Raw genomic sequence first — 26,096 nt, forward strand, 5'->3', positions numbered from 1 at the left:
CGGTTAGAACCGTCCTTACCACTCACGAGCCCCCACACCCGCCGCCGCCCCTATTCGCTGTCTCACGACTCTCTTGGGAGGCTCCGTCATGCCCGGATTCGGTTACGTCGACAGGAGAACGGCTTTGCGGGGAGGCGCGGCGGCGGCCGCTTCGGTGGCGCTCACCACCGCTCTCGCGAACCCCTCGTCAGCCCAGCCCGCATCCTCGGTCCCGGCGGGGATGGCTTCGATCGTCGCCGGCTACCGCGAACTCCAGACCGGGATCGACCGGCCGTCGGCGGAACGCACCGCCGCGCTGGCGAACCTGGACCGGGTGGCGAAGTCGTACCACGACAGCATGACGGTCGGCGGCGGTCCACTGTGGAAGGACCTCCCGCTCGGCCCGGGCAGCGACTTCACGACGTCGATGTACGCCCGGCTCCGCGCGATCACGGTCAACTGGGGCACCCCGGGCGGCGCGCTGGCGGGCGACGCGGGCGTGCTCGGCCGGATCAAGGCGGCGCTGGAACTGTTGTACACCAGCGATCAGTACAGCGAGAAGACCGCCGAGATCGGTAACTGGTACACCTACGAGATCGGCATCCCGCTCTACCTGCTGCACATCCTCGCGACCGTCGCCGACGAGCTGACCCAGGACGAACTCGCCAAGTACCTCAAGCCGGTGCTGAAGTTCTCCGGGAACCCGAACCTCCGCACGAACAACCCGAGCGTCGTCGAGACCGGTGCCAACCGCGCGGACAAGTCGACGATCTCGATCGTCTCCGGCGCGATGCTCGGCGACGCCGAACGGATCAAGCGCGGCGTCGGGGCGTTCACCGACGTCGAAGGCGGGGGAGCGGCGAGTGTCATCGCCAAGCTCCATCGCGCCGCCGGCGACGGCTTCCACACCGACGGCTCCTTCCTCCAGCACGATTCGGTGCCGTATCCCGGGCACTACGGGATCATCCTGCTCACCGCCGTCGCGTCCGCCATCCACGTCACCAAGGGCACGGAGTTCGCACTGCCTGCCGACGTCCGCGACGCGGCGTACGCGCTGGTCTCCGACACGTTCGCGCCCTTCGTGTACGCGGGCGCGCTGATGGAATCGGTCCGCGGCCGGTTCCTTTCCCGGCAAGGGGAATCCGCGCACGACATCGGGCACCAGCTCACCGGCGCCGTCGTGCTGCTGGCGCGGTCGGCGAGCGGGAAACGCAAGGAGGAACTCGGCGGGCTCGCCGCGAAGTGGATCACCGAGGACACTTTCGCGCCGTATCTGAAGATCCCCGACCCCGAGCGGTTCGCGCCGGGCCCCGACCTCGTCGGCGTTCCCGGGATCGAGTTCGCGCAGGAGCTGCTGGCGACCGGGATCCGCCCGGCGCCCACGGTCGCGACGCACCGCGTGTTCGGCCAGCAGGACCGGATGGTGCACATCAGCGAAGGCTGGTCGGCCTCGCTCGGCGTGGCCTCGACGCGGATCTCGCGGTACGAGTCGATCAACTCGATGAACCTGCACGGCTGGCACGTCGGCGACGGTGCGCTGTATCTGTTCCTGCCCAAGGCCAAGGGGCACTTCACCGACGCCTACTGGCCGACGGTCGATCCGCAACTGCTGCCGGGCACGACCACCAAGGGCGGGCCGCTCCCCAAACTCGACTCGGTGCCGCTGACCAGCAAGGACCACTGCGGCGGTGTCCGCTGGGACGCGCGGCACGGCGCGCATGCTCTCGACTTCGTCTCGCAGGACGGCACGCTGACCGCGAAGAAATCCTGGTTCTTCACGCCGTCCGGTGTGGTGTGCCTCGGCGCCGGGATCACCGACTCCTCCGGCGAGCGGATCCGGACCACGATCGAGAACCGCAACCTCGGCGAGAACGGCTCGGGCGCGCTGCTCGCTGACGGTCACCTCGTCGGCGGCTCGGAATCGTTGCGGCGCAAGCGATGGCTGCATCTGGAGCGGGTCGGCGGGTACGTTCTGCTCGACGACGCGGAGGTGGCCGCGCTGCGCGAGGACCGGACGGGGACCTGGCGCGACGTCGACAAAGGCGCCAACACCAAGGGCACCACGGTGCCCTACACCCGGCGCTACCAGAAGCTGGTGATCGAGCACGGGGCCGGACCTTCGGGCGCGAGCTACGCCTACGCCGTCCTGCCCGCCGCGTCGGTGCTGGAGACGATCGCCTCGGCCTGGGCGTGGCGCGTGCGGTCCAACACCGCGACCGTGCAGGCGGTCCGGCTGTGGAACGCGACGCTGCTGGCGAACTTCTTCGCCGCCGGCTCGGTCGACGAGGTGTCGGTGTCCGGACCGGCGTCGGTGGCGTTGGGGCGGACCGGGAACGGCTGGCAGCTGGCCGTTTCGGATCCGACGCAGCGGCAGGACGTCCTGCGGGTGACCGTACGGCGGAAGACCGTCGAGGTGCCGGTGAAGGACACCTTCGGCGCGACTCAGGTGGTCCGCATTTAGAGGACTGAATGCATGGCCGGTAGCGGGCCATTTAGGTCAGTTTCTGGCCTGAATGGCCCCTACGGTCTTCTTCATGACCGACATCGAGCAGTTCCGCATCGACATCCCGCAGTCCGATCTGGACGACCTGACCGACCGGCTGGCCCGCACCCGCTGGCCGTCGGCGCTGCCCGGTGCCGAGTGGAGCCGGGGCGTCCCGGTCGCCTACCTCAAGGACCTCGCCGAGTACTGGCGAGACGGTTACGACTGGCGCGCGTGGGAGAAGCAGCTCAACGAGTTCCCGCAGTACCTCACGGAGATCGACGGCCAGCGCGTGCACTTCCTGCACGTCCGGTCGCCGGAACCGGACGCGATCCCGCTGATCGTGACGCACAGCTGGCCGAACTCGATCGCCGAGTTCCTGAACGTCCTCGGACCGCTCACCGACCCGCGAGCCCACGGCCTCGACCCTTCGCGTGCTTTCCACGTCGTCGCGCCGTCCTTGCCGGGCTTCGGTTTCTCGTCGTTCCCCGAACCGGCCGACGAGCGGCCGTGGGACATCGCGAGGGTGGCGCGGACCTGGGCCGAGCTGATGAGCCGCCTCGGCTACGAACGCTATGGCGCGCACGGGAACGACGCCGGCGCGCTGGTGACGCCGCAGCTGGCGGTCCACGCGCCGGAGCACGTCATCGGCTCGCACATCACGTCCGGGCTCGGTGTCCCGATGGGAGATCCGGCCGACTTCGAGGGGCTCACCGAACAAGACCAGGCCGACCTGGCGGGGCTGATGGAACGCTTCGCGGGCGGCAGCGGCTACGCGCCCTACCTGACGAACAGGCCGCAGACGCTGAGTTTCGGCTTCCTCGATTCGCCGGTCGCGCAGCTGGCCTACCTGGTCGAACGGTTCAAGGAGTTCGACGGCTGGCCCGAAGGCGCGGCGCCCGCCGAGCCGATCGACCGCGACCTGCTGCTCACCAACGCGACGCTGTACTGGCTGACCGGGACCGGCGCCACTTCGCTGTGGCCGTACTACGAGGGCGCGGCGGCGATGCCGATCGACCAGACGGTGGTGCCGACCGGGGTCTCGCACGGCGGACCGTCCGTCCTGCGCCGGATCGCCTCGCGCAAGAACGACATCGTGCGCTGGGCCGCGCACGAGAGCCCCAGCCACATGGTCGCGATGGCCGTGCCGGACGACGTGGTGACCGAGCTCCGGGAATTCTTCGGAGATCTCCGGAAGTGATGTCGAGCGGTGGTCGTCGGCTCCGACCCAGGGACGAAGCTAGAGTCGAAGTAACCCTGTGGAGGACCTGATGACCACCTCGTTCGAGACCGTGACCTCGGCCGACGGCACCCCGCTCGCGTTCGACCGGACCGGGGAGGGCGCGCCGGTGATCCTGGTCGGCGGCGCGTTCAACGACCGGACGACCGTCGCCGGTCTCGCCGCGACGCTGGCCCCGGGCTTCACCGCGTTCGCCTACGACCGGCGCGGGCGGGGCGACAGTGGCGCGGGCGCGGTCTATTCGGTGGAACGCGAGGTCGAGGACCTCGCCGCGCTGATCGACCACGTGGGCGGTTCGGCGGCGGTCTTCGGACACTCGTCGGGTGCCGTGCTGGCGCTGGAGGCGGCCGCGCGAGGCGTCGCCATGACCAGCCTCGCCGTGTACGAGCCGCCGTACGTCGTGGACGACAGCCGTCCCAGGCCCGGCACCGACCTCTTCGACCGGGTCCGGGCACTGATCGCCGACGGCGACCGCGACGGCGCGGCGGAACTCTTCCTGGTCGAGGGGACGAACACTCCGGCCGAGGTCGTCAAGGGGATGCGGGAGGACGCGTTCTGGGCCTGGTTCGCCGGGCTCGCCCACACGCTGCCGTACGACCTCGCCCTGTGCGGTCCCGGCAACGTGCTTCCCGCCGAGAGGCTGGCCAAGATCTCCGTGCCCACGCTGGTGCTGGACGGCGGGGAGAGCGACGCCTGGCTGCGGGCCGGCGCCCGCGCGGTCGCCGGCACGATCCCCGGCGCCCGGTACGTCACCGTCGAGGGGCAGGACCACGGCGTCCTTCACCAGCCGGACACCCTGCGCGGTCCGCTCACCGAGTTCCTCAGGTGACGACCCCCAGCGGTTCGGCGGGCAGGCCCATCGCGGCGTAGAGGTCTCGCGCCGCGCGAGTCTGGCCGATTCCGGCCAGTGCGCGGGCCTCTTGCAGCCGGTAACCGATCCGCCTCGCCGTTTCGAGCGCGAGGCGATGCTGCCGGAGCCCCGCCGCCGTCTCGCCGAGCGCGAGGCAGGCGGTGCCCAGGCTGTTGGCCGCCATGGCCAGCAGCAGCGGATGGTTGAGCCGGGTGAGGATCTCGCACGCGCGTCCGGCCTGCTCCCGTGCCTCGCGGGGCCGGTGGGCGAGCAGCAGGGCGTCGGCGTGGTCGATCCGGCTCCACGCCTCACCGAACAGGTAGCCGAGCTCCTGGGAAGACGTGGTCGAACGTTCGATGGCCTCGAACGCTTCCTCGAACCGGCCGAGCCGCGCGAGCACGAGGCCGAGTTGGGCCGAACTCAGGATCCTGCCGCGGGGAACCGTGCGCAGTTCCACCGATCGCCGGGCGGCGGCCAGCGCGTCGTCCAGCTTGCCGAGGACCTCCTGCGCGTTGCTGAGGTTGGTCCACAGCGTGGCGGTGACCTCGGGGGCGGCCGTCTCGCCCGCGACGGCGAGGCCGTCCCGATAGAACCGGATCGCCTCGGGATAGCGGCCGAGCATGCCGTGCAGCGCACCCGCCCTGGACTGGGCGATCGCCTCGGCCGCGCGGTCGCCGGAGGCGCGGACGACGGCCAAGCGCTCCAGGGCGCAGTCCATTCCCTCGGTGAGCCTCCCGTTTTCCCAGAACGCGAGGGTGAGGCTCGCCAGGCTCAGCTGGATCGCGTGCGAATCGCCGATCCGGCGGGCGGCGGCGATACCGGTGCCCGCCACGGCGAGCAGTTCGTCGAGATGCCCGCTCTCCCGCAGGTGGTCCGCGGTGTCCGCGGCGATCCGCCAGGCGTGGTCGTCGTGACCGGTGTCGAGGGCGTGCCGGGTGACCGCGACCAGGTTGGCCCGTTCCGTTTCGTACCAGCCGGAGTCGCCTCCGTCGCGATAATGATCGAGCAGCCTGCCCACGGCAGGGGCCGCTTCCTCGTCGTGCGCGGCGTTGCGGGCGTGCTCGGCGATCAGGTCGTGGAACGAGTACCGGCCCAGCGCGGGCTGCCTGAGCAGATGGGCGTCGAGCAGGTCCTCCAGCAGGCGTTCGGCCTCGCGCTCACCGATACCGGCCAGCGCGGCCGCCGCGGGCACACCGATGTCGGCACCGGGATTCCGCCCCAGCAAACGGAACATGCGCTGCTGGGCGGCGTCGAGCTCCCGATAGGACAGGGCGAACGCCGCGGCGACGTCGCGCCCGGCGACCTTCAGCTCGGCCAGTCTGTCCTGTTCGGACCCCAGTCGTTCGGCGAGTGTCTCCACTGTCCACTGTGGACGATTCTGCAACCGGGCGGCGGCGATCCGGATCGCCAGCGGGAGATTCCCGCACAACGCGGCCACTCCCGAGTCCGGCCGTCCCGACGCCGCCGCGAACAGGGCGCCCGCCTGTTCGTCCGGCAGGACTTCGAGACTGATCGACGCGGCACCGTCGACGGCGGCCAGCCGTCGCCTGCTCGTGACGACGAGGGCGACCGTGTCCGAACCGGGCAGGAGCGGTCGCAGCTGTTCGGCGCTCGCGGCGTTGTCGAGCACCACGAGCAGGGACCGGCCCGCCGTTCTGGTCCGCCACAGTCCGGCCCGCCGGTCGACGCCGCCGGGGAGCCTGCTCGCCGGGATGTCGAGTTGCCCGAGCAGGGCTTCGAGCGCGTACTCCGGTGGAAGCGGTTCACGGGCCGGGGAATGGCCGTGCAAGTCCACGAACAGTTGCCCGTCGGGGAAGTCGGCGGCGAGCCGGTGTGCGGCGTGGACGGCGAGCGAGGTCTTGCCGACACCGGCCATTCCGTCGAGAGCCACCGGTCTGCCGAGCCGGACGGCGTCGAGGAGGCGGCGGATCTCCTCCTCCCGGCCGGTGAAATCCGGTACGTCGTAAGGAAGGAAGCAGCGGACCTTGCCGTGTTCCGTTTCGTCGCGAAGGATTCGTTCGTAGAGTTCGCGCAGCTTCGGGCCGGGATCGATCCCGAGTTCGTCCACCAGCCTGGTCTGCGCCTGCCGGTAGACGTTCAGCGCGTCGGCCTGCCTGCCCTGCTGGTGCAGTGCGCGCATGAGCAGTCCCGTGAACGGTTCGCGGAACGGGTGCTCGGCGACCAGTGCCGTCAGCTCCGCGACGGAATCCTCTCCGGCGGCGATCTCGTCGTCGAGACAGCGTTCCATAATGGACAGACGGCGCTCGTCGAGTTTGTCCGCCTCGCCGCGTAAGGCCGTACTGTCCACACCGGACAGTGCTGGTCCGTTCCAGCACCCGAGCGCCTCGCGGAACTCGCCGCGCGAAACGTGCTCCTCGAACGAGTGCAGGTCGAAAGTGTCCGGGCGCAGGACGAAACCGGGACCCTCGGCGGTCAGGACGTCGTCGGCCGCCCCCTCGGCGACGAGGGCGCGTTTCAAAGCGGTGGTGAGGTTGCGGATCTGGCGGATGGCCGTGGCGGGCGGATCCTCGTCCCAGACGACGTCCACCAGCCGTGACACCGAGACGACGCGACCGGCGCCGAGCAGCAGCGCGGCCAGGATGCGCTCCTGCCGCGAGCCGGCCAGCTTCAACGGCCGCGCGCCACTCCGGCACTGCACCGGCCCCAGTATCCGGAACTCCATCGCACCCCCTCCCGCGAGGTTAACCGGCCCGGCGCCCGCGCCGATGCGGAAGTGATGCAGCTGTGATGCGCCGTCCGGCGAACCTGCTGGTGGAAGCAGTACGGGAGAGAACGAGGAGAACCCCATGCGCAAGCGGTACTACGCGGCGTTGGCCGGTCTGGTCGTGGCGGCGGCGGGAATCGGCGTGCCGGCCGCGGCGGCCAGCGACCAGCAGGCCGAGAGCGAACGGCAGGCCTGTCAGCGCGCGTTCGACCGCGCCGTCTGGGAGGACATGGACAGCTACAACAAACGCGACGAGGCCCGCTACCGGGCGATCATCCACCGGAACATGGTGACCGTCGGGCGCAAGGGACAACTGTTCATCGGCTACGAGGCCAACGTGGAGCCCGTGGTCGACGTGCAGTTCAAGCTCCCGTACGAGTGGAGCATGCCTTGGACGGTGACCCACACCGTCGTCGAGGACTGCAAGATGGGCTTCGCGATCCTGGACGCCTACTACAAGGCGCCGTCGCAGAACATCGACCGGCACTACACGATCAGCCTGACGCTGGTGCGCGAGCACGGCAAGTGGCAGGTCATCAAGGACACCGTGACCGACGTGCTGCCGTGAGGGGGGTCGTGAGTGGCGATTCGGGTTCTAAAGAGCGATAGGGCAAAGGTGTCCTGTCGGGTGCCAAGTCCGTGAAGGCCTCCTTGAGGGACCCAGAGTCCCTCAAGGAGGCCTTCACGGACCGGCGTTCGGCGGAGTCTCGGAAACGTTGCGAAAGCCACTTTCGCAACCTTCAACGTTGCGAAAGTGGCTTTCGCAACACCCGAGGTCGGCGTGCGGGCGTGCGGGCGAGCGGCTGAGCACGCCACCTTGCCTTACCTCCCAACAACCCGAATCGCCACTCACGAGGGTTTCCGGCCCACTCCCGCGTACGGCAGCGAGTTGATCTCCGGGTCGTTGGACATGTCGCCCGCCCCCTCGGGATTCCACATCGCGCAGCCGACGACGCCGGGCTCGACGACGTCGAAGCCTTCGAAGAACGAGAGCACCTGGTCGTGGGTCCGGGGGATGGGGTCGTTCTGGGTGCTCTTGTACGCCTCGATGGCTTCGTCGAGGCCGCTCGAGTCCGCGTCGGCCGCGACCTGCGAGATGGCCAGGAAGCTGCCGGGCGCGATGCGTTCCCGGTACCGCGCCAGTATCGCGTGCGGATCCCAGGAGTCCGGCACGAAATGCAGCAGCAGCAACATGAACAGCCCGATCGGCTGGTCGAGGTCCAGCAGTTCCCGGGTTTCCGGCGCGTCGAGGATGTCGTTGGCGTCGCGGAGGTCGGCCTGGATCACCGCGCACCGGTCGTTGCCGCGCAGCAGCAGTCTGGCGTGCGCCACCGCGACCGATTCGCGGTCGACGTAGACCACCCGGCACGTCGGGTCGATCTGCTGGACGATCTCGTGGAGGTTCCCGACGGTCGGGATCCCGGAGCCGATGTCGAGGAACTGCCGTACCCCCGCCTCCACCATGTGCAGCGCGGCACGCCGCAGGAAGGCGCGGTTGAGCCGGGCCGCGTCGCGGATACCCGGCATGATCTTCAGGATCTGTTCGCCGAGGTCACGGTCGGCCTGGAAGTTGTGGTCGCCGTTGAGCCAGTAGTCGTAGACCCGGGCGGGATTCGGCACCGTGGTGTCGACCTCGGGAGGTACCCAGCTCAGGTTCGAAGTCACCGTCGTCGCCGCCGTTCGGTTGGGAATCCGTTGGGGCACAGGAGTCTATCCGGTCTCGGTGAACCGGCTGCCATCGTCCGATCGTGTGGATGTGCGGCGGCGGAACCCCCGTCGGCCGCCCGGCGGTCCTAAGGTTGCCGGGTTCAGCGTCCAGGCACGGGAGACGAGCACGATGGCACCACCTCCGGACATCGCTGTCGCACCGGGCCGCTGGCCGCTGCTCGGGCACACCGTGCCGATGCTCCGCGACCCGCTGAAACTGCTGTCGTCACTGCGATCGCACGGCGACGTCGTCCGCCTCGACTTCGGGCCGATGCCGGTCTATCTCGTCACCACCCCGGAACTGGCCTGGCGGCTGCTCGCCGTCGACGCGGGGAAATTCGACAAGGGCATCGTGTTCGACAAGATGCGGCCGCTGTTCGGCGACGGGCTCGCGACCTCCAACGGCGCCTTCAACCAGCGGCAACGGCGGATGATGCTGCCGGCCTTCCAGCGAAGCCGCCTCGCGCTCTACGCCGAGACGACGATGACGAAGGTCGCGGTCGATCTGGCCGATTCGTGGAAACCCGGCGAAGTGGTCGAATTCGACCGGCGGATGCAGGATCTCGCGCTGACCATCTCCGGGCGCACGCTGTTCTCCACCGAACTCGGCGACGAGGCGCTCGCCGAAATCCAGCGGTCGATCCCGATCATGCTGCGGTACGTCATGGTCCGGGCGTTCTCGCCGAAGTTCGTGGAGCGGCTGCCGATCCCGGCGAACCGTGAGTTCGACGCCGCGGCCGCACGGCTCCGGCGGGTCATCGGCGACGCGGTCCTGAGGGCGCGCGAGAAAGGCGGTGACCAGGGCGATCTGCTGTCGATGTTGTTGCTGGCCAAGGACGACGAGACCGGCGAGAAGATGACCGACCGGCAGGTGGAGGACGAGGTCATCACGATCCTCACCACCGGCGCCGAGACCACCGCCGTCGCGCTGGCCTGGTTCTTCCACGAGATAGGGGCGCGGCCGGACATCGAGCGCAGGTTCCACGCCGAGGTCGACGAGGTCCTCGGCGGCGGGCCCGCCCGGTTCGACCACCTGCCCCGCCTAGTCTACACGCACCGGATCATCAACGAGGTCGTCCGCCGGACGCCGCCGGTGATCCTGATGCGCCGGGCGCGGGAGGACGTCGAACTCGGCGGTGTGCGGATCCCCGCCGGTACCGAGGTCGCGGTCAGCCAGCACACGCTGCACCGCGATCCGCGCTGGTTCCCCGAACCCGAACGGTTCGACCCGGACCGCTGGGAGCCGGAGCGCGCCGCCGAGGTGCCGAAGGGCGCGTTCATCCCGTTCGGCGCCGGCGCCCGCCTGTGCCCGGGGCATCAGTTCGCTCCCACGGAGATCGCCTTGGTCGCCGCGACGATCGGCGCGCGGTGGCGACTGGAACCGCTACCAGGGGTGAAGGTCTTTCCCAAGATCAAAGCGACGATGCAGCCGAACCGGTTGCCGATGACCGTGCTGCCCAGAACGCCGGGCTGACGGTGAGCGTTCGGTTACCGGGTGTAGGGTTCGTGCTCCTTCCGAGCGTTCCGATTCCGGAGAGGGTTCTGTGAGAATGCCGCTCAAACTGGCCACCGCGGTGGCCGCCTGCTGCGCGCTCCTCGGTGGTTTCCTGGTCGCCGCTCCGGCCGCGGCCGTCGAGATCCGGTGTTCCGACGTGGATCTGCCGGTCACCGGTCCGCTCGGCGCGCCGGCGACGGTGCACGGCAGGTTCTGCCTGCCCGACGGCCCGGCACCCGCCGCCGTCCAGCTGCTGGTGCACGGCGGCACCTACAACAGCGCCTACTGGGACCTGCCCTACGACCCGGATCGCTATTCGTACCAGCGCGACATGGCCAAGCACGGCTACGCGACCTTCGCGGCGGATCAGCTCGGCTCGGGCGGGAGCAGTAAACCGCTCAGCCTCCCGCTCCTGCTGCCGGTGCTCGCGCGCTCGATGCACGAGGTGGTCGGCCACCTGCGCGCGGGCCGGGTCGGCGGCACCCCGTTCTCCAAGGTCGTCATCGTCGGGCATTCGGTCGGTTCGGGCATCGTCGCGGCCGAGGCGTCGACGTACCAGGACGTGGACGGCGTGATCCTCAGCGGCATGACGCATCTGCCGTCGGTGCCCGCACTGACCCTCGGCGTGCTTTTCGGTCTTCAGCCCGCGTTCATGGATGACCAGCTCGGTTCGCTCGGCAGTGATCCGCTCTATTTCACGACGAAACCGGGGGCGCGCGCCGGGCTGTTCTACGCGACGGAAAATTCCGACCCGCAGGTCATCGCCGCCGACGAGGCGACCAAGGATCAGGTTTCGGTCCCGGGAATGGGGACCGTCGCCGTGTTCGGGATCGTCCTGCCCGCGACGAAAGCGATCCGGGTACCGGTTTTCCAGGCGGTCGGGGAGAAAGACATCCTGTTCTGCGGTTTGTTCGCGCTCCGGGACTGTTCGAACGGCGGGACGCTGCGTCCGGCGGAAGCGCCGTACTACGCGCCCGAGGCCGAGCTTTCCACGTATGTTCTGCCCGGTGCCGGACATTCGCTGGCGCTGCACCGCAACGCGTCGCTGTACCGGGACGCCACACGCGATTGGCTGAGGGACAAGGTCGGTGTTGCAGTACCGTAGGGTTACCACCCGATTGGGTGACCGGTAAACCGTGAGTGCGGCCAGAGAATCGTGGAGGATGTTTCTCCACCGCGGAATACGAAAACGACCCCAGGACCGGCGGACGTGACTGCCCCACTTCCGGACGGCGATGAGTTCTCCGTATCGCCGGACGCCCCGAAGAGAACTTCATCCTCCGCATCCCCGAAGCGGAAGAACGCCGCACCGACCCGGGCAACGCTCGCACGCAAGTGGGCGTACCTGGTCACCGGTACGGCGTATCTTCCGTACACCCATGCCCAGATCGAGGAGCATTTCTCCGCTCTGCTGGACGAGGTCTTCGCGGCGGTGCTGAGTGACGACGCCGAACCCGCGCAGGCCACCGAGGCCGGCGCGCGGCTCGTCGCGCTCAGGTGCGTCGGGCCGGACAGCCTGCGTCGCACGATGGAGGTACTCGGCAAGGGTCTCTTGCACGAACCGGAGTTGCGGAGCGTGAAGTCGCTCCCCGAACGGGTGTTGCAGGTGCTGGGCGCGCTCGCGTCCGGCTACGGCGAGGCCCTGCGCGAGAGCATCCAGACGCAGCAAGAGGATTTGAGCCGCACGCTGGTCACTCTCGAACGCGAGACGCGGCGCGAGCTGGTGCTCACGCAGGCGCGCTTCGAGCAGCTGTTCACCGGCTCGAAGACCGGGGTGGCCGTCACCAGGGTGGACGGCCGCGTCCAGCGGGTGAACCCGGCGTTCGCCGAGATGCTCAACCGGCCCGTCGCCGACCTGATCGGGCTCAACCTCTACGAGCTGGTCCACTCCGAAGACGCCGATGGCCTGCGCGAGGGCCCCCGGAAGCTGCTCGAAGGCGAGACCCATCGGCTCGAGCTGTCGCGAAGACTCGTCACCGCCGACGACGAGGAGGCGACGTGGGCCGGGTTCACCGGCGCCGTCATCCGCGATCCGGCGGGTGAGGCCCAGCAGCTGATCACGCTCGTCGACGGCGACACCGACGTCTCCCTGCTCCAGCGGCAGCTGAGCCGTCAGGCCCTGCACGATCCGCTGACCGGCCTGCCGAACCGGCAGTTCTTCGGCACTCGCCTGGAGCGGGCGCTGCGGCACGCGGACCCGGCCTTCGGCGTCACGGTCTACCACCTGGACCTCGACGGATTTTCCCTGATCGCGGGCGGTCTCGGGCAGAAACAGAGCGACGCCCTGCTGAAGAACGTCGCCGGGAAGCTGCGGGCCGTCGTGGGCGGCGAGGACGCGCTCGTCGCCAGGATAGGCGGTGACGAGTTCGGCATCCTCATCCAGAACACCGCCGCCAGCCCGGACGTCGCCACCGTCATCGGCATGATCAACCAGGAACTCTCCGAACCGGTCTACCTCGAAGGCGGCAGCGGGGTCGCGGTTTCGGCCTGCGTCGGGGTCGTCCACCGGCCGCCCCGCGACATCGCGCCGAACGAACTGCTGCGCGTCTCCGACATGACGCTGCGCCGGGCGCAGTCCAATGGCTACCGGCAGTGGGCGTTGTCCGATTCCGCCCTCGACACCAGGGAGCGGCACGAGTTCGGCCTGGCCGTCTCGATGGCGGGTGCCTGGGAGACCGGCGAGATCGAGGTCCACTTCCGGCCGCTGACGTGGCTCGAGGACAGCAGGCCCGCGGGCATCGAAGCGCGGCTCGCGTGGAACCACCCGCGCCACGGCCGGATCGGTCACGACACCTGCGTCCGCTTCGCCAACGAAACCGGCCTCATCGTGCCGCTCGGCGAATGGCTCATCCGCACGGCGTGCGAGGAATCGGACGACAGACTCCCGATGGTCGTCGGCCTGACACCGCATCAGGCCGCGGATCCCGATCTCGTCGGGTCGGTGCGCCGCGTGCTCACCGCGACCGGGCTCGGGCCGTCGCGCCTGCGGCTGGGCTTCCCCGCCGGCGCCGTGCTCGCCGAACTCGGGGAGACCGTCGACAACCTGCACCTCCTCGCCGAGATCGGGGTGGACGCCGAACTGCAGGACTTCGGCGTGGCCGGTGACGTCGTCTGCCTCGTGGACGTGCCCGTGCGGACGGTCCGGATCGCGCCCCGGCTCGCGGAGCGGCGGACGGAACCCCTGGCGGCACGCGCGCTGCGGAACCTCATCGAGACCGCGGACGCCGCGGGCGCGACGGTGATCGCGGACGGCATCGATTCGACCGGCGACGCCGGCTGGTGGCGGTCGGCCGGTGCCCACATCGGGGCCGGTCGCTACTTCGGTTAGGCCGTTCGCCGTAGCGAGGCGCGCTAAGTTACCCGAGGGTTGACGTGCGCGGGCGGATTGGGCAACATCCCAGATCCCGTACCGCACCTCGGAGGCATGCACATGCAGGTTGGCCCGAGGCGTGGTGGGCGTTCCACCGCGCCCGTCGTCGTCTTGAGCCTGCTGCTGGTGATCGCGCTCGGTGCCTGGTGGGGTGTCGACTACCTCCGCGCCCGGTTGTCGGGCAACGGTTGTGACGCGCTGACGCCGGTCGAGATCACCGCCGCGCCCGACGTCGCCCCGGTGCTCACCCGGCTCGCGGCGACCGTGCCGCAACAGGAATGCTTCAGTGTCAACGTCACCTCGAGCGAGTCAGCCAGAACCGCCGACCTGCTCGGGACCACCACTTCCGGCGGGCCCGACGTCTGGGTCCCCGAGTCGAGCACGATGTTGTCGCAGGCCAGGGACGCCGGTGCGTGGAACCTGTCGGAATCCGGTCAGTCGGTGGCGAATTCCCCGGTGGTGCTGGGACTTCCCGACGAGACCGCACGACGGTTCGGCTGGCCGGGGGAAAACCCCGGCTGGCAAGCGATCCTCGACGGTGCCCCGGTCGGGATGCCGGACCCGGCGCGCGATCCGCTGGGTGTCTCGACGCTGCTCGGCCTGCGGAAGCTGACCGAGAAGGCGCCCGACCCGGCCGCCGCCTTCACCGCCGTCATGCGGAAGCTGAACCCGGCGCCCGGACAGTTCCCGGCCGCCTTCCCGGCGACCGAACAGTCCGTCCTCGCCCGGAACCTCGTGGCGGCGTACTCGGGTGTCCCGGTCCAGGGGTTCGACTATCCGTACGTCGTGCTGCCCAAGGCTTCGGAGGCGTCGAGGGGCGCGGCGGAACGCTTTCTGCGGCTGCTGCTCGATCCGATGGCCGCCGCGACCTTCGCCGACGCGGGATTCCGTGCGCCGAACGGTCACTTCGCCGTCCCGCGGGCGCGGGACAGCCGGACCGATCCGGCGCCGCATCCCCCGGGGCCCCCGCCCGTGGCGGACCGGTACGCCGCCTTGCAGGCCTGGGCGGGGACGAACCTGAGCGCCCGGGTCCAGGTGCTGCTCGACGTCTCCGGTTCGATGGCCGCCGCCGTGCCGGGCACGGGGAAGAGCCGGATGGAACTCACCCTGCAGGCCGCGACGCAGGGCCTCGGGCTGTTCAAACCCACCACCGAACTGGGCTTGTGGCTGTTCTCGACCAAATTGGACGGTGACAAGGACTACCGGGTCCTGCTGCCGATGAAGACGATCGCCGAACAGGTCGCTTCGGGCGGTGTCGAGCAGCTGCAGGCGGTGCGGCCGAAAGCCGGCGGGGCGACCGGGCTCTACGATTCGATCCTCGCCGCGTACCAGAACGCCAGGCAGAACTGGAAACCCGGCCGGATCAACCTGGTCGTCGTCCTCACCGACGGACGCAACGAGGACGGCGACACGATCGGGCTGCCGAGGCTGCTGCAGGAGCTGGGCGAACTCCAGGATCCGCGGAAACCGTTGCCGGTCATCGGGATAGGCATCGGACCTGACATCGACGCGTCCGAACTCCGGCAGGTTTCCGCCGCCACCGGCGGGGAATCGTTCACCACCCCCGATCCGCGGAAGATCTCGGACGTCTTCTACCAGGCGCTGAGCAAGATCATGTGCCAGCCGCCGACCTGCAAGAATTGAGGCAAGCCGTGGTTGTCCGGGGGAAGAGACCTTCGCCGGTCACGATCGCCGCGATCGTCGCCGGCGTGATCCCGTTCGTCCTGCACACCTGGGCGGCGCTGCGCGGCAGTCTCGCGCAAGACGATTTCGTCATCACCTACCACGCCGCGAAGGCGGGGCCGTTCGACTTCGGCTACTTCTTCCAGGACTACCATGGCCATCTCGCGCCGGGCGGATTCCTGCTCGCCGACCTGCTGACCGCGTGGGCCCCGCTGAACTTCGCCGTACTGATGGCGCCGGTACTGCTGATGCAGGCGGTGTCCTCGATGCTGTTGTGGGCGGTGCTGGTGCGCTGTTTCGGGCGCCGCTGGGGGATTCTCGTCCCGTTCACGATGTTCACGACGTCGACCTTGCTGCTCGTCCCGACGTTGTGGTGGGCGTACGCCCTTCAGCTGGCGCCCGTGCTGCTGGCCGCCACCGCCGCCCTGCACGCGCACGTGCGGTATCTCGCCGACGGCGGACGCTGGGCGATCGCCACCGTGGCCTGGACCGTCTTCGGTTTCGCCTTCTACGAGAAGGCGGTCTTCATTCCGCTGCTGGTCGCCGGGATCACCGTGCTGCTCGGAGTTTCCCTGCGCCGCCACCTCGTGCTCATGGGCGTTCTCCTCGCCGTGCTCGCCGGCTATGCCGCCGTTTTCCTGATCCTGACCACGAGTCAGGTCGGGCAAGGCGGCGGTCCGGTCACGGTCGGCACGGTCGCGGACATGACGGGCCGGATGCTCGGCGACACCTTGGTGCCGGGGCTGGCGGGCGGGCCGTGGTCGGGGCCCGGGCCCGGCGCGACGTTCGCCGCATCCCCTGCCGTGGTAAGGATTCTGCTGCTGCTCGCGGCCGTCGCGGTGCTGATCGCCGGTGTCCGCGTGGGCGGGCTCCGGGCTCGGAAGGCGTGGGTGCTGCTGGCCCTGGTGTTCGCGGCGGACGTCGGGCTCTCGGCGGCCACCCGGCTCACCGAGGTCGGTCCCGAACTGGGCGGCGATCCCCGCTACGTCGCCGATCTGACGCTCGTCGCCGCGCTATGCCTCGCTTTCGCCTTCCTGGAACCCAAGCCGTTCGACCGGCCTTCCGATCCCGTGCCGTCCCCGGCGAAACGCCCGCTCGCCCTGGTGCTGAGCCTTGCCCTGATCGCGAGTTCCGCCGTGGGCTTCTCCCGGCTGGCACCGGGACTGCGGTTCGAGCACTCACGGGATTTCCTCGCCAACGCGCGCGCCTCGATCGAACGGGACCCCGATCTCGTGCTGTACGACACGACGGTGCCGAACGACATCCTGCACGGCTGGTTCGGCGAGAACGCCCGTGTCTCCCGGGTGGTGGGTCTGATCCCGGGCTTCCGCTTCGACCAGCCGACCGGCCGGATGTCCCTTTTGGACGATGCGGGCACCGCGAGGACGATCGCCGGCGTGGAATCGATTTCCCGCGGCGTGCCCGGCCCTGTGGCAGGGTGCGGGTACGCCGTCGGCGAGCAGCTGGTCCGGGTTCCGTTGGACACGCCCGTTCTCGGCAGGCACCTGCTTCGGATCGACTACTTCACCTCGGACGGCGGCGAAGGCGTCGTGGATCGTGACGGGGCGCGGGTGCCGGTGTGGTTCCAGCCCGGACTGCACACGATTTACCTGCCGATCGAGGGCCTGTTCGACAAGATCGGATTCCAGTTGTCCGCCAAGGGCGCTCCCGTCTGCGTCGCGAAGGTCGACATCGGCAGGCCGCTGACTCAGTAAGGGTCGTACGGGCTGTCGTGGCCGAAGATCTTCGCCACGGGCGCCAACCGCAGCCGCAGCAGGATCTTGATCCCGACGTTGCGCAGGAACCACGGCAGCTGAGCGAGCACGCGCAGCCTGTCCCTGGCCGACGGCGAAGTGAGCCGGAACCGGGCCATCGACGTCGCGCGGTCGAGATAGGTGTAGCGCCGTCCGAAAAGGACCTTCGCGATCGTGCCCAGGGTGACACCGATCGAGGAAAAGCAGTCGTGGACCAGGATTTCCTTACCGTCGTCCAGGTTCGTGGACCAGCGCAGGTCGTCGGTGTAGGTCCAGTAGTCGTGTTTGCCGTCGATGTAGAGCAACTGAATCGGGCGATCCCAGCGCGGCCGGAGTTTTGTGCTGTACTCGGCTACGAGTTCCACGACGTCTTCGACGCCCGCCGCCCTCAGGTTCGCCTCGAACCGTTGGCGTGTCGGCGATCCGCCGAACAGTCGTCCGTCGACGAACGGGTCGACCGCGACCACCCGCGCGCCGACCGTGCGGGCGGCACTGGCGAGCACGATCGTCGAACGGCCCTGGTGGCTGCCGATTTCGACGATCAGGTCGCCCTTGTCCAGACGGCACGCCGCGTTCCACAGGGCGAGGCCCTGATCCCGCGTCATCCAGCCCTTGACGGGTTCGGCGAGCGACCACGCTTCTTCGAAACCGTCTGTCATAGGCGCATAGTAGCCACGTTTCCGCCTAGTATCTACCGGATGGTAACCCCCGGCGCCCTCGCGAAGAAGCCGAGCACGTGGATCGTGCTGGCGCTGACGGTGCTGTCCTTTTTGCAGCGTCCCGGCCGGACGACCTTCGACACCAAACTCGACCTCGCCGTGGATCCGCTCGCGTTCCTCGGCAGGGCCCTACACCTGTGGAATCCCCAGGCGACGGCGGGGGAGCTGCAGAACCAGGCGTACGGCTACCTGTTCCCGATGGGGCCGTTCTTCGCGGTGTGCCAGGCGGTCGGGATTCCGGTGTGGATCGCGCAGCGACTGTGGTGCGCGGTCCTGCTCTCGGTCGCGTTCGGCGGCGCACTGCTGGTGGCCCGCGCGCTCGAAATGGGGAACGAACGGACTCGGCTGATCGGAGCAGTGGGTTACGCCCTCGCGCCGAGGATGGTCACCGAAATCGGTTCGCTGTCCTCGGAAATGCTGCCCGCCGTCCTGCTGCCGTGGGTGCTGCTTCCGCTGATCCTCGCCGACCGGATCGGCTCGCCACGTCGTGCCGCCGGGCTGTCCGCGCTGGCCGTGCTGTGCATGGGCGGGATCAACGGCGCGATGGTCGTGATGGCGCTCGTGCTGCCCGGGTTGTGGCTGCTGACCCGGAAATGGCGGAGCACGCACGTCGAACTCGTCATCTGGTGGTTCGTGTTCGTCGCGGGCGTGATGCTGTGGTGGATCCTGCCGCTGGTGCTGCTCGGCCAGTACAGCCTGCCGTTCCTGGACTACATCGAATCCGCGACGAACACCACGGCGCCGATGTCGCTGTTCGAGGTGCTGCGCGGCACGAACCAGTGGGTCGCCTACGTCGTCCAGGGCACGCCGTGGTGGCCGTCGGGCTGGGCGCTGATCGACAATCCCGTGCTGATGGCGGCGACCGGGCTGGTGGCCGCGGTCGGGCTGTTCGGCCTCGCGCGCCGTGGCCTGCCGGAGCGGCGGTTCCTGGTGCTCGGCGTCCTGACCGGGTTGACGCTGCTGACCGTCGGCTATGTCGGGACGCTCGACAGCCCGCTGGCGGAACCCGTGCGGCATCTGCTCGACGGCCCGCTCGCACCGCTGCGGAACGTTCACAAGTTCGAGCCGGTGCTGCGGCTGCCCTTGATGCTCGCGTTCGTGCACGGCATCACGAGCGCCGCGCCCGCGGTCAGAAGGAATCTGCGGCCCGCGCTGGGCGCGCTGCTGGTCGTGGCGATGGCCGCGCCGGTGTGGCTGCTGACGTTGCGGCCGGGGCCGGGCTGGGACGAGGTACCCGGATACTGGTACGACGCGATGGGGTACGTCGCCAAGACCGACGCGACGGCGCGGACGCTGCTGCTGCCCGCGACCGGGTTCGGCGAATACGACTGGGGCCGCACGGTGGACGAACCGGCGCAGGCCATCGCGGACAGTCCGTGGGCCGTGCGTAACCAGGTGCCGTTGGGCTCGGAGGGCAACACCCGCCTGATGGACTCGATCGACGCGGCCCTGGCCGACGGCCGAGGTGATCCCGGGCTCGCCGCCCTTCTCGCGCGCTCGGGCTACCGGTTCCTGGTGCTGCGCGGGGACATCGACCGCGCAAAGGTCGGCGCCCCCGATTTCACGACGGTGCGCGCCGGGCTGGCGGGGTCGCCGGGAATCGAGAAATCGGCCCAGTTCGGGCCTTTGGAGATCTTCGAGGTGAAACGGCCGGTCCCGCTGGTCACCGCGACGTCCGCGAAGGACGTCCCGACGGTGAGTGGCGGCCCGGAGAACCTGCTGCCGCTGATGAATTCCGGGCAGCTCGACCCGGGCACGCCGACGGTGCTGACCGGGGACGGCGGTTCGCCGACCGGGCCGAGGCTGGTCACCGACGGGTTGCGCCGCGCGGAACGCAACGTCGGCGGGGTGCGGGACAACCTGAGCCAGACGCTGACCGCCGGGGAGTCGCCGAGACAGCAGCGAGCCGCGCTGGACGTCCTGCCGTTCCCGGGCGAGCAGCACCAGACCGTGGCCGCGTACCGGGGGATCCGTTCGGTGACCGCGTCGACGGCGGCGTCCTTCGCGGACGCTTTCGGCGGTTCGGATCCGAGTCACCAGCCGTTCGCCGCGCTGGACGGCGATCCGCGCACCGCTTGGCATTCCTCGAGTTTCACCGGTCCGATCGGGGAATGGCTCGAAGTCGAACTGGACACCCCGCGGCTGGTGAACACGGTCGATCTCGCGATGGTCGACGACATCCGCGTCGGCTGGCCGCCGACCCGGATCCGGATCACCACGGACAACGGTTCCGTCGACCACCAGGTCGTCCGCGGCGAAGGGGCGCACACCTACCCGGCACCGGCGGGGGTGACCCGCAAGGTGCGGATCACGTTGCTGTCGCTCGTGGTCGGCAGGCAGGACGGGAACGTCGGCATCTCGGAGCTGAAGATCCCGGGCGCCGAACCGCAGCGTGCTCTCGAAGTCCCCGCCGACCTGTCGGCCGGTGCGGCGCCGGGATTCGCGTTCACGCGGGGCCAGCAGCCGAGGTACGCGTGTGTGCCGGACGCCGGGCACGTCCGGTGCGACGCTTCCGCCGCGCGTGACGGTGAAGAACCGGACGGGATCCGGCGGCTGTTCTCGACGACGTCGCAGAGCGCCTACGAGTTCGGCGGAACGGTCCTGCCCGCCGGAGGCGGCCGCGTCCCGGTGACCCTGCCCGGTGTGCGGGTGTCGGCGACTTCGCAACTGGGCGGGGATCCGGCGGCGAGCGCGTTCTCCGCGGTGGACGGGAATCCCGCGACGGCCTGGCAGCCCGACGTCACCGACCTGCGGCCGACGATGACCCTGGACTGGGAGAAACCGCAGACGATCTCCGGGATCCGCGTCGCCACGGATCCGCGCGCGCCCACGCGGTTGGAACTGACCACACCGACGTCGAACCGCTCCGTCGAACTCGACGCTTCCGGCGCGGCGACGTTCGCGCCTTTGGAGACGACGCAGCTGAAGATCGCGTTCGCCGGCCTCGACGACGACCAGCGGACCCGGAACTCGCTGGGGATCGGGAGCCTGTCCCTGACCGGCGCCGAACTTCCCACTCCCGCCACGGAATTCACGCTGCCCTGCGGATCGGGTCCGAGCGTCCGTCTGGAGGGCCTCGCCTACGACACGTCCGTGCGCGGCACCCTCGCCGATTTCACCGCGCACCGGCCGCTGACGTTGTCCGCGTGCCCCGATTCCCAGGGCGGCGTCGATCTGGCGGCGGGTGGACACGAACTGCGCACCGACCGGTCCGAGTCCTTCGTGGTCCAGGACCTGTGGCTCAAACCCGTCGGGCGTTCCGCTTCGCCTGCCGCGCACCGTGCCGTCACCGTGGACTCCTGGGAGGCGACGTCCCGATCGGTCACCGTCGGGGGTGGGGACGAGGCCATCCTCGCCGTCCCGGAGAACGCCAATGCGGGTTGGACCGCTTCGCTGAACGGGACTCCGCTGGTGAAGACGCGCGTCGACGGCTGGCAGCAGGCGTGGATCCTGCCCGCCGGTTCCGGCGGTGCCGTCCAGCTGGAGTTCACCCCGGACTGGAAGTACCGGTCAGGTCTGCTGATCGGCGCCGTCGCGATCCTGGCGGTGCTGATCGGCGTGCTGTGGCCGGTGCGCCGACGGCGGTTGTCCGTCGAGGCGGGCTCCGGTGCCGTGGTCCCCGTCGTCCTCATCGGACTGCTGGCCGTGCTGGGCGGGATGCTGCCGATCGTGCTGCTGATCGCCGTCCTGCTGGCCCGCCAGTTCAGCGAACGCGCGCCGCGATATCTCGCTTTCGGCGGGATGGTGGTGGGGACGCTCGTCGCGGTGGTGGGGCGGCTGCTGGGGCACGGTCAGGAGTGGGCTTATGGTCCGGTGACGCAGGCTTCGCTGCTGCTGGCCGCCGCTGCGATGGTGGCGATGTGTGTGCCTTGGTTCGCGGGGCGGTCACCTGAGCCGGACGTCGGGCCGAGGACGTAGCCGCGCGCTGTCCAACGCCGCTCGGAGTTCGGCCACGACCTTGCCGGGCTCCGAGCGCAAGCGTGACGGCAGCGTCTGGAGGACGACGATCCCGGCCGCGGCATAGCGCGCGTTGCGGGCGAGTGTGTCGCGAAAGCCGACGTCTCCCGCGTGGTAGCCGAGGGAATCGATTTCCCAGGCGAAGGCGAGTTCGTCGCACCAGCCGTCCGGTTTTGCGATGAAGGTGCCGTTCGCGTCGAAGATCCTGACGTTCCAACGGCACTCGGGAAGATCGGACCGTTGCCACAGGTTCCAGGCGTCGGCTTCGGCGACCGAACGGGCGCCACCCAGGATCGGGAGGAGCGCGTCTCGCAAGCTGCTTCCCCGGCGAGCCTCGTCGAGTTCGTCGGCGAGTGCCTGCGGTAGGCAGAAACCTCGTTGGACTGCCTCGGCCATCATCGCCGTGACCATGTCCAAGTCCGGTGTTCTCCGGCATGCGTCGATTACCGCACGGGGGACCGGAGCGGTCGGGACACCGACCCTCTCCCGGGGTTTCGGCAGGCGGCGTGACCGTTCGATGTGGACGAAGGCGCAGTCGGCCACCGAGCGTTCCGCGGGGACCAGAACGTGGACTTCCTCTGTGCCAGGAAGGTTGCGCAGCCCGTATCGCGCCAAGGCTCGCACGCCGGTCAGGATCGAGCCTTCACCGGCATGCAGGAGTCCCGCTTCGATTTTGTGTTCGTCGGTCGGTTCACCGTTCTCGAGCAGCACGACGCCGGGCAGCAGTATCCGCCACGTCCCGCCGGGTCCGCAGCGTCGCGAGATCGTGCTGCGTGCCATGCCGAGGGTTTCGAGTTGCTTCGCCGAGATCACCGGCGAACCGGTGGTGATCAGTGGGTGGCGCGCCCAGTCTCCTCTACGCACCGGAACAGCATGGAGCCGATCACCGACAGAACGCGACGGTCCGGCTTCGTGACCGGACCTTTCGTGGAGGACCGTGTGGATTTTGGAGCGTTGGACGCAACAAAATCCACACGGTCACCGGCGCGACCGAAGCTCCAGCAAAGCGCCGGAGAGGGCGAGAGCACCGGCACAGCAAGCGGCCACGGTCACCACCTGGACGGCCGAAGAGTGCAGCCAAGTGGTCACCAGCACCGTTTCGACGACGACGGTCGCCCACATCAGCACGGTCACTCGCCGGTCGCCCGCGGCGAGGCGCGAGAACAGCAGGATCTGCACCAGCGCGAGCATCGAGCCGGCGAGCGCGAACGGCCAGACGGGCATGGTGCTGGCGGCATAGCCGGGGCCGCCGATGAAGGAGAGCAGCCGTGGCCCGAAGACGAGAGAGACGAGGAGGACGAGGGCGTCCAGGGTGGCGCAGAAGGCGAGGGCGGCGGGCAGGATCCGGCGCCGGTCGTCGCCGTTCGCGAAGCGGGGGAGCACCAGGACACCGACGGCTTGGGGGAGCCAGTAGGCGATTTTCGTGACGATCGCGCCGAGCGCGTATTCGCCCGCCTCGTTCGCGGGGAGGGTGTGGCGGGCCAGGACCAGGTCGAGGTTCACCAGCAGGACGAGCGCCAGCATCGCCTGTGCCGCGTGCAGGACCTCGCCCGCGTGCCGGCCCGCTTTCCGCGGCCGCGGCCGTCCACAGAGGAGCCAGCCGCAGAAGATCACCAGGTACGAGCCGATCGCGGTCCCGGCCAGCGCGCCGGTGGCGTCGCCGCCGATCAGGAGCCCGATCAGCGATCCGCCGACCTTGCCCACGCCTTCGAGCGACATGAGCCCGGCGAGCAGCGCGAAACGGCCGCCGCCTTGCAGCAGGCCGTGGAAGAGGCCGAGCAGGGTCAACGGGCCGAGCGTGACGGCGAGCAGCAGCGCGGGGACCACGGAGCCGAGATGCAGCACGAAGACCAGCACCGGCGCCAGGATCAGGCCGATGGTCGCGACGATGGCGCTCGTCGTGAGCCCGAGCGCGAAGAGCGTCCCGTCGTCCCGCGACTCTTTTGCTGAACGCAGCCGTGCCACCCGCAGCGCGACCACGGTCTGCAGGCCCATCGCGGGCACGACACCGATCACCAGCACCGCCAGCAGCGAACTCAGTTCACCGAACGCGCCCGGCGCGAGCAGCCGGGCGGCGACGATGCTCAGCGCGTAGGCGCCGGCGTTGTTGGCCGCCAGCGCGAGCGAAACGAGGATCGCCGCGACACGCTTGTCGGTCCTGGTCTGCTCGACCTCGACGTCTACGCTCAACGGTGCTCCCATTACCGGCGGGTAATCTCCGCGACCATAACCGCGATCGAGGCGGAAAGGGAAGGGCACTTGGACGCACGGCGTGAACGTCTCGTCCTGGCCGCGGTGTCGGCGGGACTGGCGTTGCTGGTGTTCGTCCCGGTGCTCGGACGTGGTTTCGTCCTGAGCTACGACATGGTGTTCGCCCAGCGTCAGTCCCTTGTCCCGGACGCGCTCGGCCTCGGTTCCGCGCTGCCGCGTTCGGTTCCCGCCGATGCCGTGATCGCGCTCGCGACCGCGGTGGTCCCCGGCGACATCGTCCAGAAAATCGTCTTGTTCGTCTCGCTGTTCGCGGCGGCGTACGGCGCAGCGCGGCTGGTTCCGACGGAGCAACTCGGCACGCGGATCGTCGCCGCCACCGGGTACGCGTGGACGGCCTATTTCGCGGAACGGTTGTTCATCGGGCATTGGCCGCTCTTGCTCACCTACGCCTGCCTGCCGTGGATCGTGCGCGCCGCGCTTTCCCTGCGCGAGAGCGAACCCAGGGCGCTCGCGCGGCTGGTGCTCGCCTGCGCTCCGGCGGTGCTCACCCCGCCCGGCGGCGTCCTGGCCGCGCTCACCGCGATCGTCCTGGCCGGACCCCGGAAACTCGGCCATACCGTCGGTATCGCCGTCGTGCTGAACCTCCCGTGGCTCGTGCCGACACTCCTGCACGACGGCGGCACGCTGTCCGATCCCGCCGGAGTGGCCGCGTTCAGCGCCCGCGCGGAAAGCTGGGGCCCGGCGATCCTGAGCGTGCTCGGACTCGGGGGCATCTGGAACGGTGACGTCGTCCCCGGCAGCCGGGGCGCGCCGATGGCGCCGGTGCTGATCCTCGTCACGATCGCCGTGGCACTGGCCGGACTCCGCTCCCTCGCGAGAAGGTGGGGCGCGCCGCCGGCGAGAGCGTTGCTGGTGCTGGGAGTTCTCGGCGTCGTGCTCGCCGCACTGGCGACGTTGCCGTTCGGGGAGCCCGCGCTGTCCTGGGCGATGGGACACGTTCCCGGCGCGGGGTTGCTGCGGGACGCGCAGAAATGGGTGGCCTGGTGGGCACTTCCCGTCGCGCTCGGGTTCGCGCTCGCGGTCGAGGCGGCCGTCGCGCGGCTGCGGGCCGGGGCCGCGCGCGGGGCGCTCGTCGTGGCCGCCGCGCTCTTTCCCTTGCTCACCATGCCCGACCTCGCCTGGGGCGGCTGGGGAAAGCTCGAAGCGGTGCGCTACCCGGACGACTGGAACGCCGTCCACCGGGTGCTCGCGGAGGACGACCGGCCCGGCGACGTCGTCGCGCTGCCGCTGTCCACGTTCCGCAGATTCGCCTGGAACGACCACCGCACCCAGCTCGACCCGGCACCGAGGGCGTTGCCCGCGACCGTCCTCGTCGACGACACGTTGCGGGTCGGCGGCGAGGTGATCGCCGGTGAGGATTCCAGAATGGACCGTGTCCGCGCCGCGAAGTCGCCCGAAGACCTTTCGGCGGCGGGAATCGGCTGGATCCTGGTCGAACACGGGACGCCGGGCCGGGTCGACCCGCGGTTGCTGACCGGCGCGGTACCGGTGTGGTCCGGTGACTGGCTCACCCTTTACCGCACTCCCGGTGCACCCGTCATGAGCGGAACGCGATCACCGATCCCCGTGCTGCTGGCAAACGGAGTAGCGCTGGTGTCGATCGCCGCCGCACTGTTGTGCCTTAAGTTACCGGTGCGTACATTGAGCCGACGCAGGAATTCCCTGTCGCGGAAGGAGTAGGTCTTGGGCACCCTCATCGGCGCGGCCGCCGCCGTCATCATCGGGCTCGCAACGGCCGCAGGGGGGAGTTACGCGCTGACGAACTCCGCCGATCCGGACGCCGCGCCCCAGGTGCAGGCGAAGATCAAGGAGCAGTTCAACCCGAACTCTGGCCCCGACGACGTCATTTACGGCAACCGCTGAG

Annotated in this window: 17 protein-coding genes; 12 read left to right on the plus strand and 5 right to left on the minus strand. The window is 69.6% G+C overall.

Features of this window, described 5'->3' with window-relative positions:
* Positions 1-88 precede the first annotated feature (88 nt).
* The 3 genes from B0293_RS11145 (at position 89) to B0293_RS11155 (ending at position 4,530) form a co-directional block, all read left to right on the plus strand.
* Positions 89-2,440 carry a polysaccharide lyase 8 family protein gene (locus tag B0293_RS11145; RefSeq protein WP_005153542.1) on the plus strand — a complete coding sequence of 784 codons (2,352 nt, stop codon included), beginning with the start codon at positions 89-91 and terminating at the stop codon, positions 2,438-2,440.
* A gap of 73 nt (positions 2,441-2,513) precedes the next feature.
* Positions 2,514-3,662 carry an epoxide hydrolase family protein gene (locus B0293_RS11150; protein WP_005153543.1) on the plus strand — a complete coding sequence of 383 codons (1,149 nt, stop codon included), beginning with the start codon at positions 2,514-2,516 and terminating at the stop codon, positions 3,660-3,662.
* Between the two features lie 70 nt (positions 3,663-3,732).
* Entirely contained in the window at positions 3,733-4,530 is a 798-nt protein-coding gene (locus B0293_RS11155) for an alpha/beta fold hydrolase (RefSeq protein WP_039916349.1), read from the plus strand.
* Here B0293_RS11155 and B0293_RS11160 read toward each other — a convergent pair.
* The gene (locus B0293_RS11160; RefSeq protein WP_005153549.1) at positions 4,523-7,234 is read right to left on the minus strand and encodes an AfsR/SARP family transcriptional regulator; all 2,712 of its coding nucleotides are present in this window, start codon (positions 7,232-7,234) and stop codon (positions 4,523-4,525) included. The genes B0293_RS11155 and B0293_RS11160 overlap by 8 nt on opposite strands.
* Before the next feature lie 124 nt (positions 7,235-7,358).
* Here B0293_RS11160 and B0293_RS11165 point away from each other — a divergent pair, with 124 nt between their 5' ends.
* Complete coding sequence (locus B0293_RS11165) at positions 7,359-7,844, plus strand: hypothetical protein (RefSeq protein WP_005153552.1); 486 nt, start codon at positions 7,359-7,361, stop codon at positions 7,842-7,844.
* Between the two features lie 281 nt (positions 7,845-8,125).
* Here the strand turns inward: B0293_RS11165 and B0293_RS11170 are convergent, their stop codons facing one another.
* Complete coding sequence (locus B0293_RS11170) at positions 8,126-8,941, minus strand: SAM-dependent methyltransferase (protein WP_005153554.1); 816 nt, start codon at positions 8,939-8,941, stop codon at positions 8,126-8,128.
* 172 nt (positions 8,942-9,113) lie between these two features.
* Between B0293_RS11170 and B0293_RS11175 the strand changes: the two genes are divergently transcribed.
* The 5 genes from B0293_RS11175 to B0293_RS11195 all read left to right on the plus strand — a co-directional run bounded on the left by B0293_RS11175 (position 9,114) and on the right by B0293_RS11195 (position 17,246).
* Positions 9,114-10,457: a cytochrome P450 gene (locus tag B0293_RS11175; protein WP_005153559.1), complete on the plus strand. Its 1,344-nt coding sequence runs from the start codon at positions 9,114-9,116 to the stop codon at positions 10,455-10,457.
* A gap of 76 nt (positions 10,458-10,533) precedes the next feature.
* Complete coding sequence (locus B0293_RS11180) at positions 10,534-11,583, plus strand: alpha/beta hydrolase (RefSeq protein ID WP_005153561.1); 1,050 nt, start codon at positions 10,534-10,536, stop codon at positions 11,581-11,583.
* Between the two features lie 105 nt (positions 11,584-11,688).
* Complete coding sequence (locus B0293_RS11185) at positions 11,689-13,806, plus strand: putative bifunctional diguanylate cyclase/phosphodiesterase (protein ID WP_005153564.1); 2,118 nt, start codon at positions 11,689-11,691, stop codon at positions 13,804-13,806.
* A 102-nt stretch (positions 13,807-13,908) separates the two neighbouring features.
* Entirely contained in the window at positions 13,909-15,492 is a 1,584-nt protein-coding gene (locus tag B0293_RS11190) for a substrate-binding and VWA domain-containing protein (protein ID WP_005153566.1), read from the plus strand.
* Between the two features lie 8 nt (positions 15,493-15,500).
* Positions 15,501-17,246: a hypothetical protein gene (locus tag B0293_RS11195; protein ID WP_005153567.1), complete on the plus strand. Its 1,746-nt coding sequence runs from the start codon at positions 15,501-15,503 to the stop codon at positions 17,244-17,246.
* Here the strand turns inward: B0293_RS11195 and B0293_RS11200 are convergent.
* Positions 17,240-17,944, minus strand: coding sequence for a class I SAM-dependent methyltransferase (locus B0293_RS11200; RefSeq protein ID WP_005153572.1), 705 nt, complete (start codon positions 17,942-17,944; stop codon positions 17,240-17,242). The two genes, B0293_RS11195 and B0293_RS11200, sit on opposite strands and share 7 nt — an antisense overlap.
* A gap of 39 nt (positions 17,945-17,983) precedes the next feature.
* On the opposite strand from B0293_RS11200, the gene B0293_RS11205 reads away from it, so the two are divergent.
* Entirely contained in the window at positions 17,984-21,922 is a 3,939-nt protein-coding gene (locus tag B0293_RS11205) for an alpha-(1->3)-arabinofuranosyltransferase (RefSeq protein WP_005153573.1), read from the plus strand.
* Here the strand turns inward: B0293_RS11205 and B0293_RS11210 are convergent.
* Both B0293_RS11210 and B0293_RS11215 read right to left on the minus strand, forming a co-directional pair.
* Positions 21,890-22,825 (minus strand): hypothetical protein, encoded by a 936-nt coding sequence (locus tag B0293_RS11210; protein WP_245191878.1) that lies wholly within the window; start codon positions 22,823-22,825, stop codon positions 21,890-21,892. The genes B0293_RS11205 and B0293_RS11210 overlap by 33 nt on opposite strands.
* A gap of 114 nt (positions 22,826-22,939) precedes the next feature.
* Positions 22,940-24,151 carry a lipopolysaccharide biosynthesis protein gene (locus B0293_RS11215; protein WP_005153578.1) on the minus strand — a complete coding sequence of 404 codons (1,212 nt, stop codon included), beginning with the start codon at positions 24,149-24,151 and terminating at the stop codon, positions 22,940-22,942.
* Positions 24,152-24,220: 69 nt separating this feature from the next.
* Here B0293_RS11215 and B0293_RS11220 point away from each other — a divergent pair, with 69 nt between their 5' ends.
* Together B0293_RS11220 and B0293_RS11225 are read left to right on the plus strand one after the other, a co-directional pair.
* Positions 24,221-25,912: a hypothetical protein gene (locus tag B0293_RS11220; RefSeq protein ID WP_005153590.1), complete on the plus strand. Its 1,692-nt coding sequence runs from the start codon at positions 24,221-24,223 to the stop codon at positions 25,910-25,912.
* 3 nt (positions 25,913-25,915) lie between these two features.
* Positions 25,916-26,095 carry a hypothetical protein gene (locus B0293_RS11225; RefSeq protein ID WP_005153593.1) on the plus strand — a complete coding sequence of 60 codons (180 nt, stop codon included), beginning with the start codon at positions 25,916-25,918 and terminating at the stop codon, positions 26,093-26,095.
* The last annotated feature ends 1 nt before the right edge of the window (position 26,096 follow it).

Source organism: Amycolatopsis azurea DSM 43854, from assembly GCF_001995215.1.
GTDB classification, from domain to species: Bacteria; Actinomycetota; Actinomycetes; order Mycobacteriales; family Pseudonocardiaceae; genus Amycolatopsis; species Amycolatopsis azurea.

Bases quoted from the DNA above. Each gene is read 5' to 3' on its own strand.
- B0293_RS11145 (WP_005153542.1), top strand. From the start codon at position 89: ATGCCCGGATTCGGTTACGTCGACAGGAGAACGGCTTTGCGGGGAGGC.
- B0293_RS11150 (WP_005153543.1), top strand. From the start codon at position 2,514: ATGACCGACATCGAGCAGTTCCGCATCGACATCCCGCAGTCCGATCTG.
- B0293_RS11155 (WP_039916349.1), top strand. From the start codon at position 3,733: ATGACCACCTCGTTCGAGACCGTGACCTCGGCCGACGGCACCCCGCTC.
- B0293_RS11160 (WP_005153549.1), bottom strand. From the start codon at position 7,234: ATGGAGTTCCGGATACTGGGGCCGGTGCAGTGCCGGAGTGGCGCGCGG.
- B0293_RS11165 (WP_005153552.1), top strand. From the start codon at position 7,359: ATGCGCAAGCGGTACTACGCGGCGTTGGCCGGTCTGGTCGTGGCGGCG.
- B0293_RS11175 (WP_005153559.1), top strand. From the start codon at position 9,114: ATGGCACCACCTCCGGACATCGCTGTCGCACCGGGCCGCTGGCCGCTG.
- B0293_RS11180 (WP_005153561.1), top strand. From the start codon at position 10,534: ATGCCGCTCAAACTGGCCACCGCGGTGGCCGCCTGCTGCGCGCTCCTC.
- B0293_RS11190 (WP_005153566.1), top strand. From the start codon at position 13,909: ATGCAGGTTGGCCCGAGGCGTGGTGGGCGTTCCACCGCGCCCGTCGTC.
- B0293_RS11200 (WP_005153572.1), bottom strand. From the start codon at position 17,944: ATGACAGACGGTTTCGAAGAAGCGTGGTCGCTCGCCGAACCCGTCAAG.
- B0293_RS11205 (WP_005153573.1), top strand. From the start codon at position 17,984: ATGGTAACCCCCGGCGCCCTCGCGAAGAAGCCGAGCACGTGGATCGTG.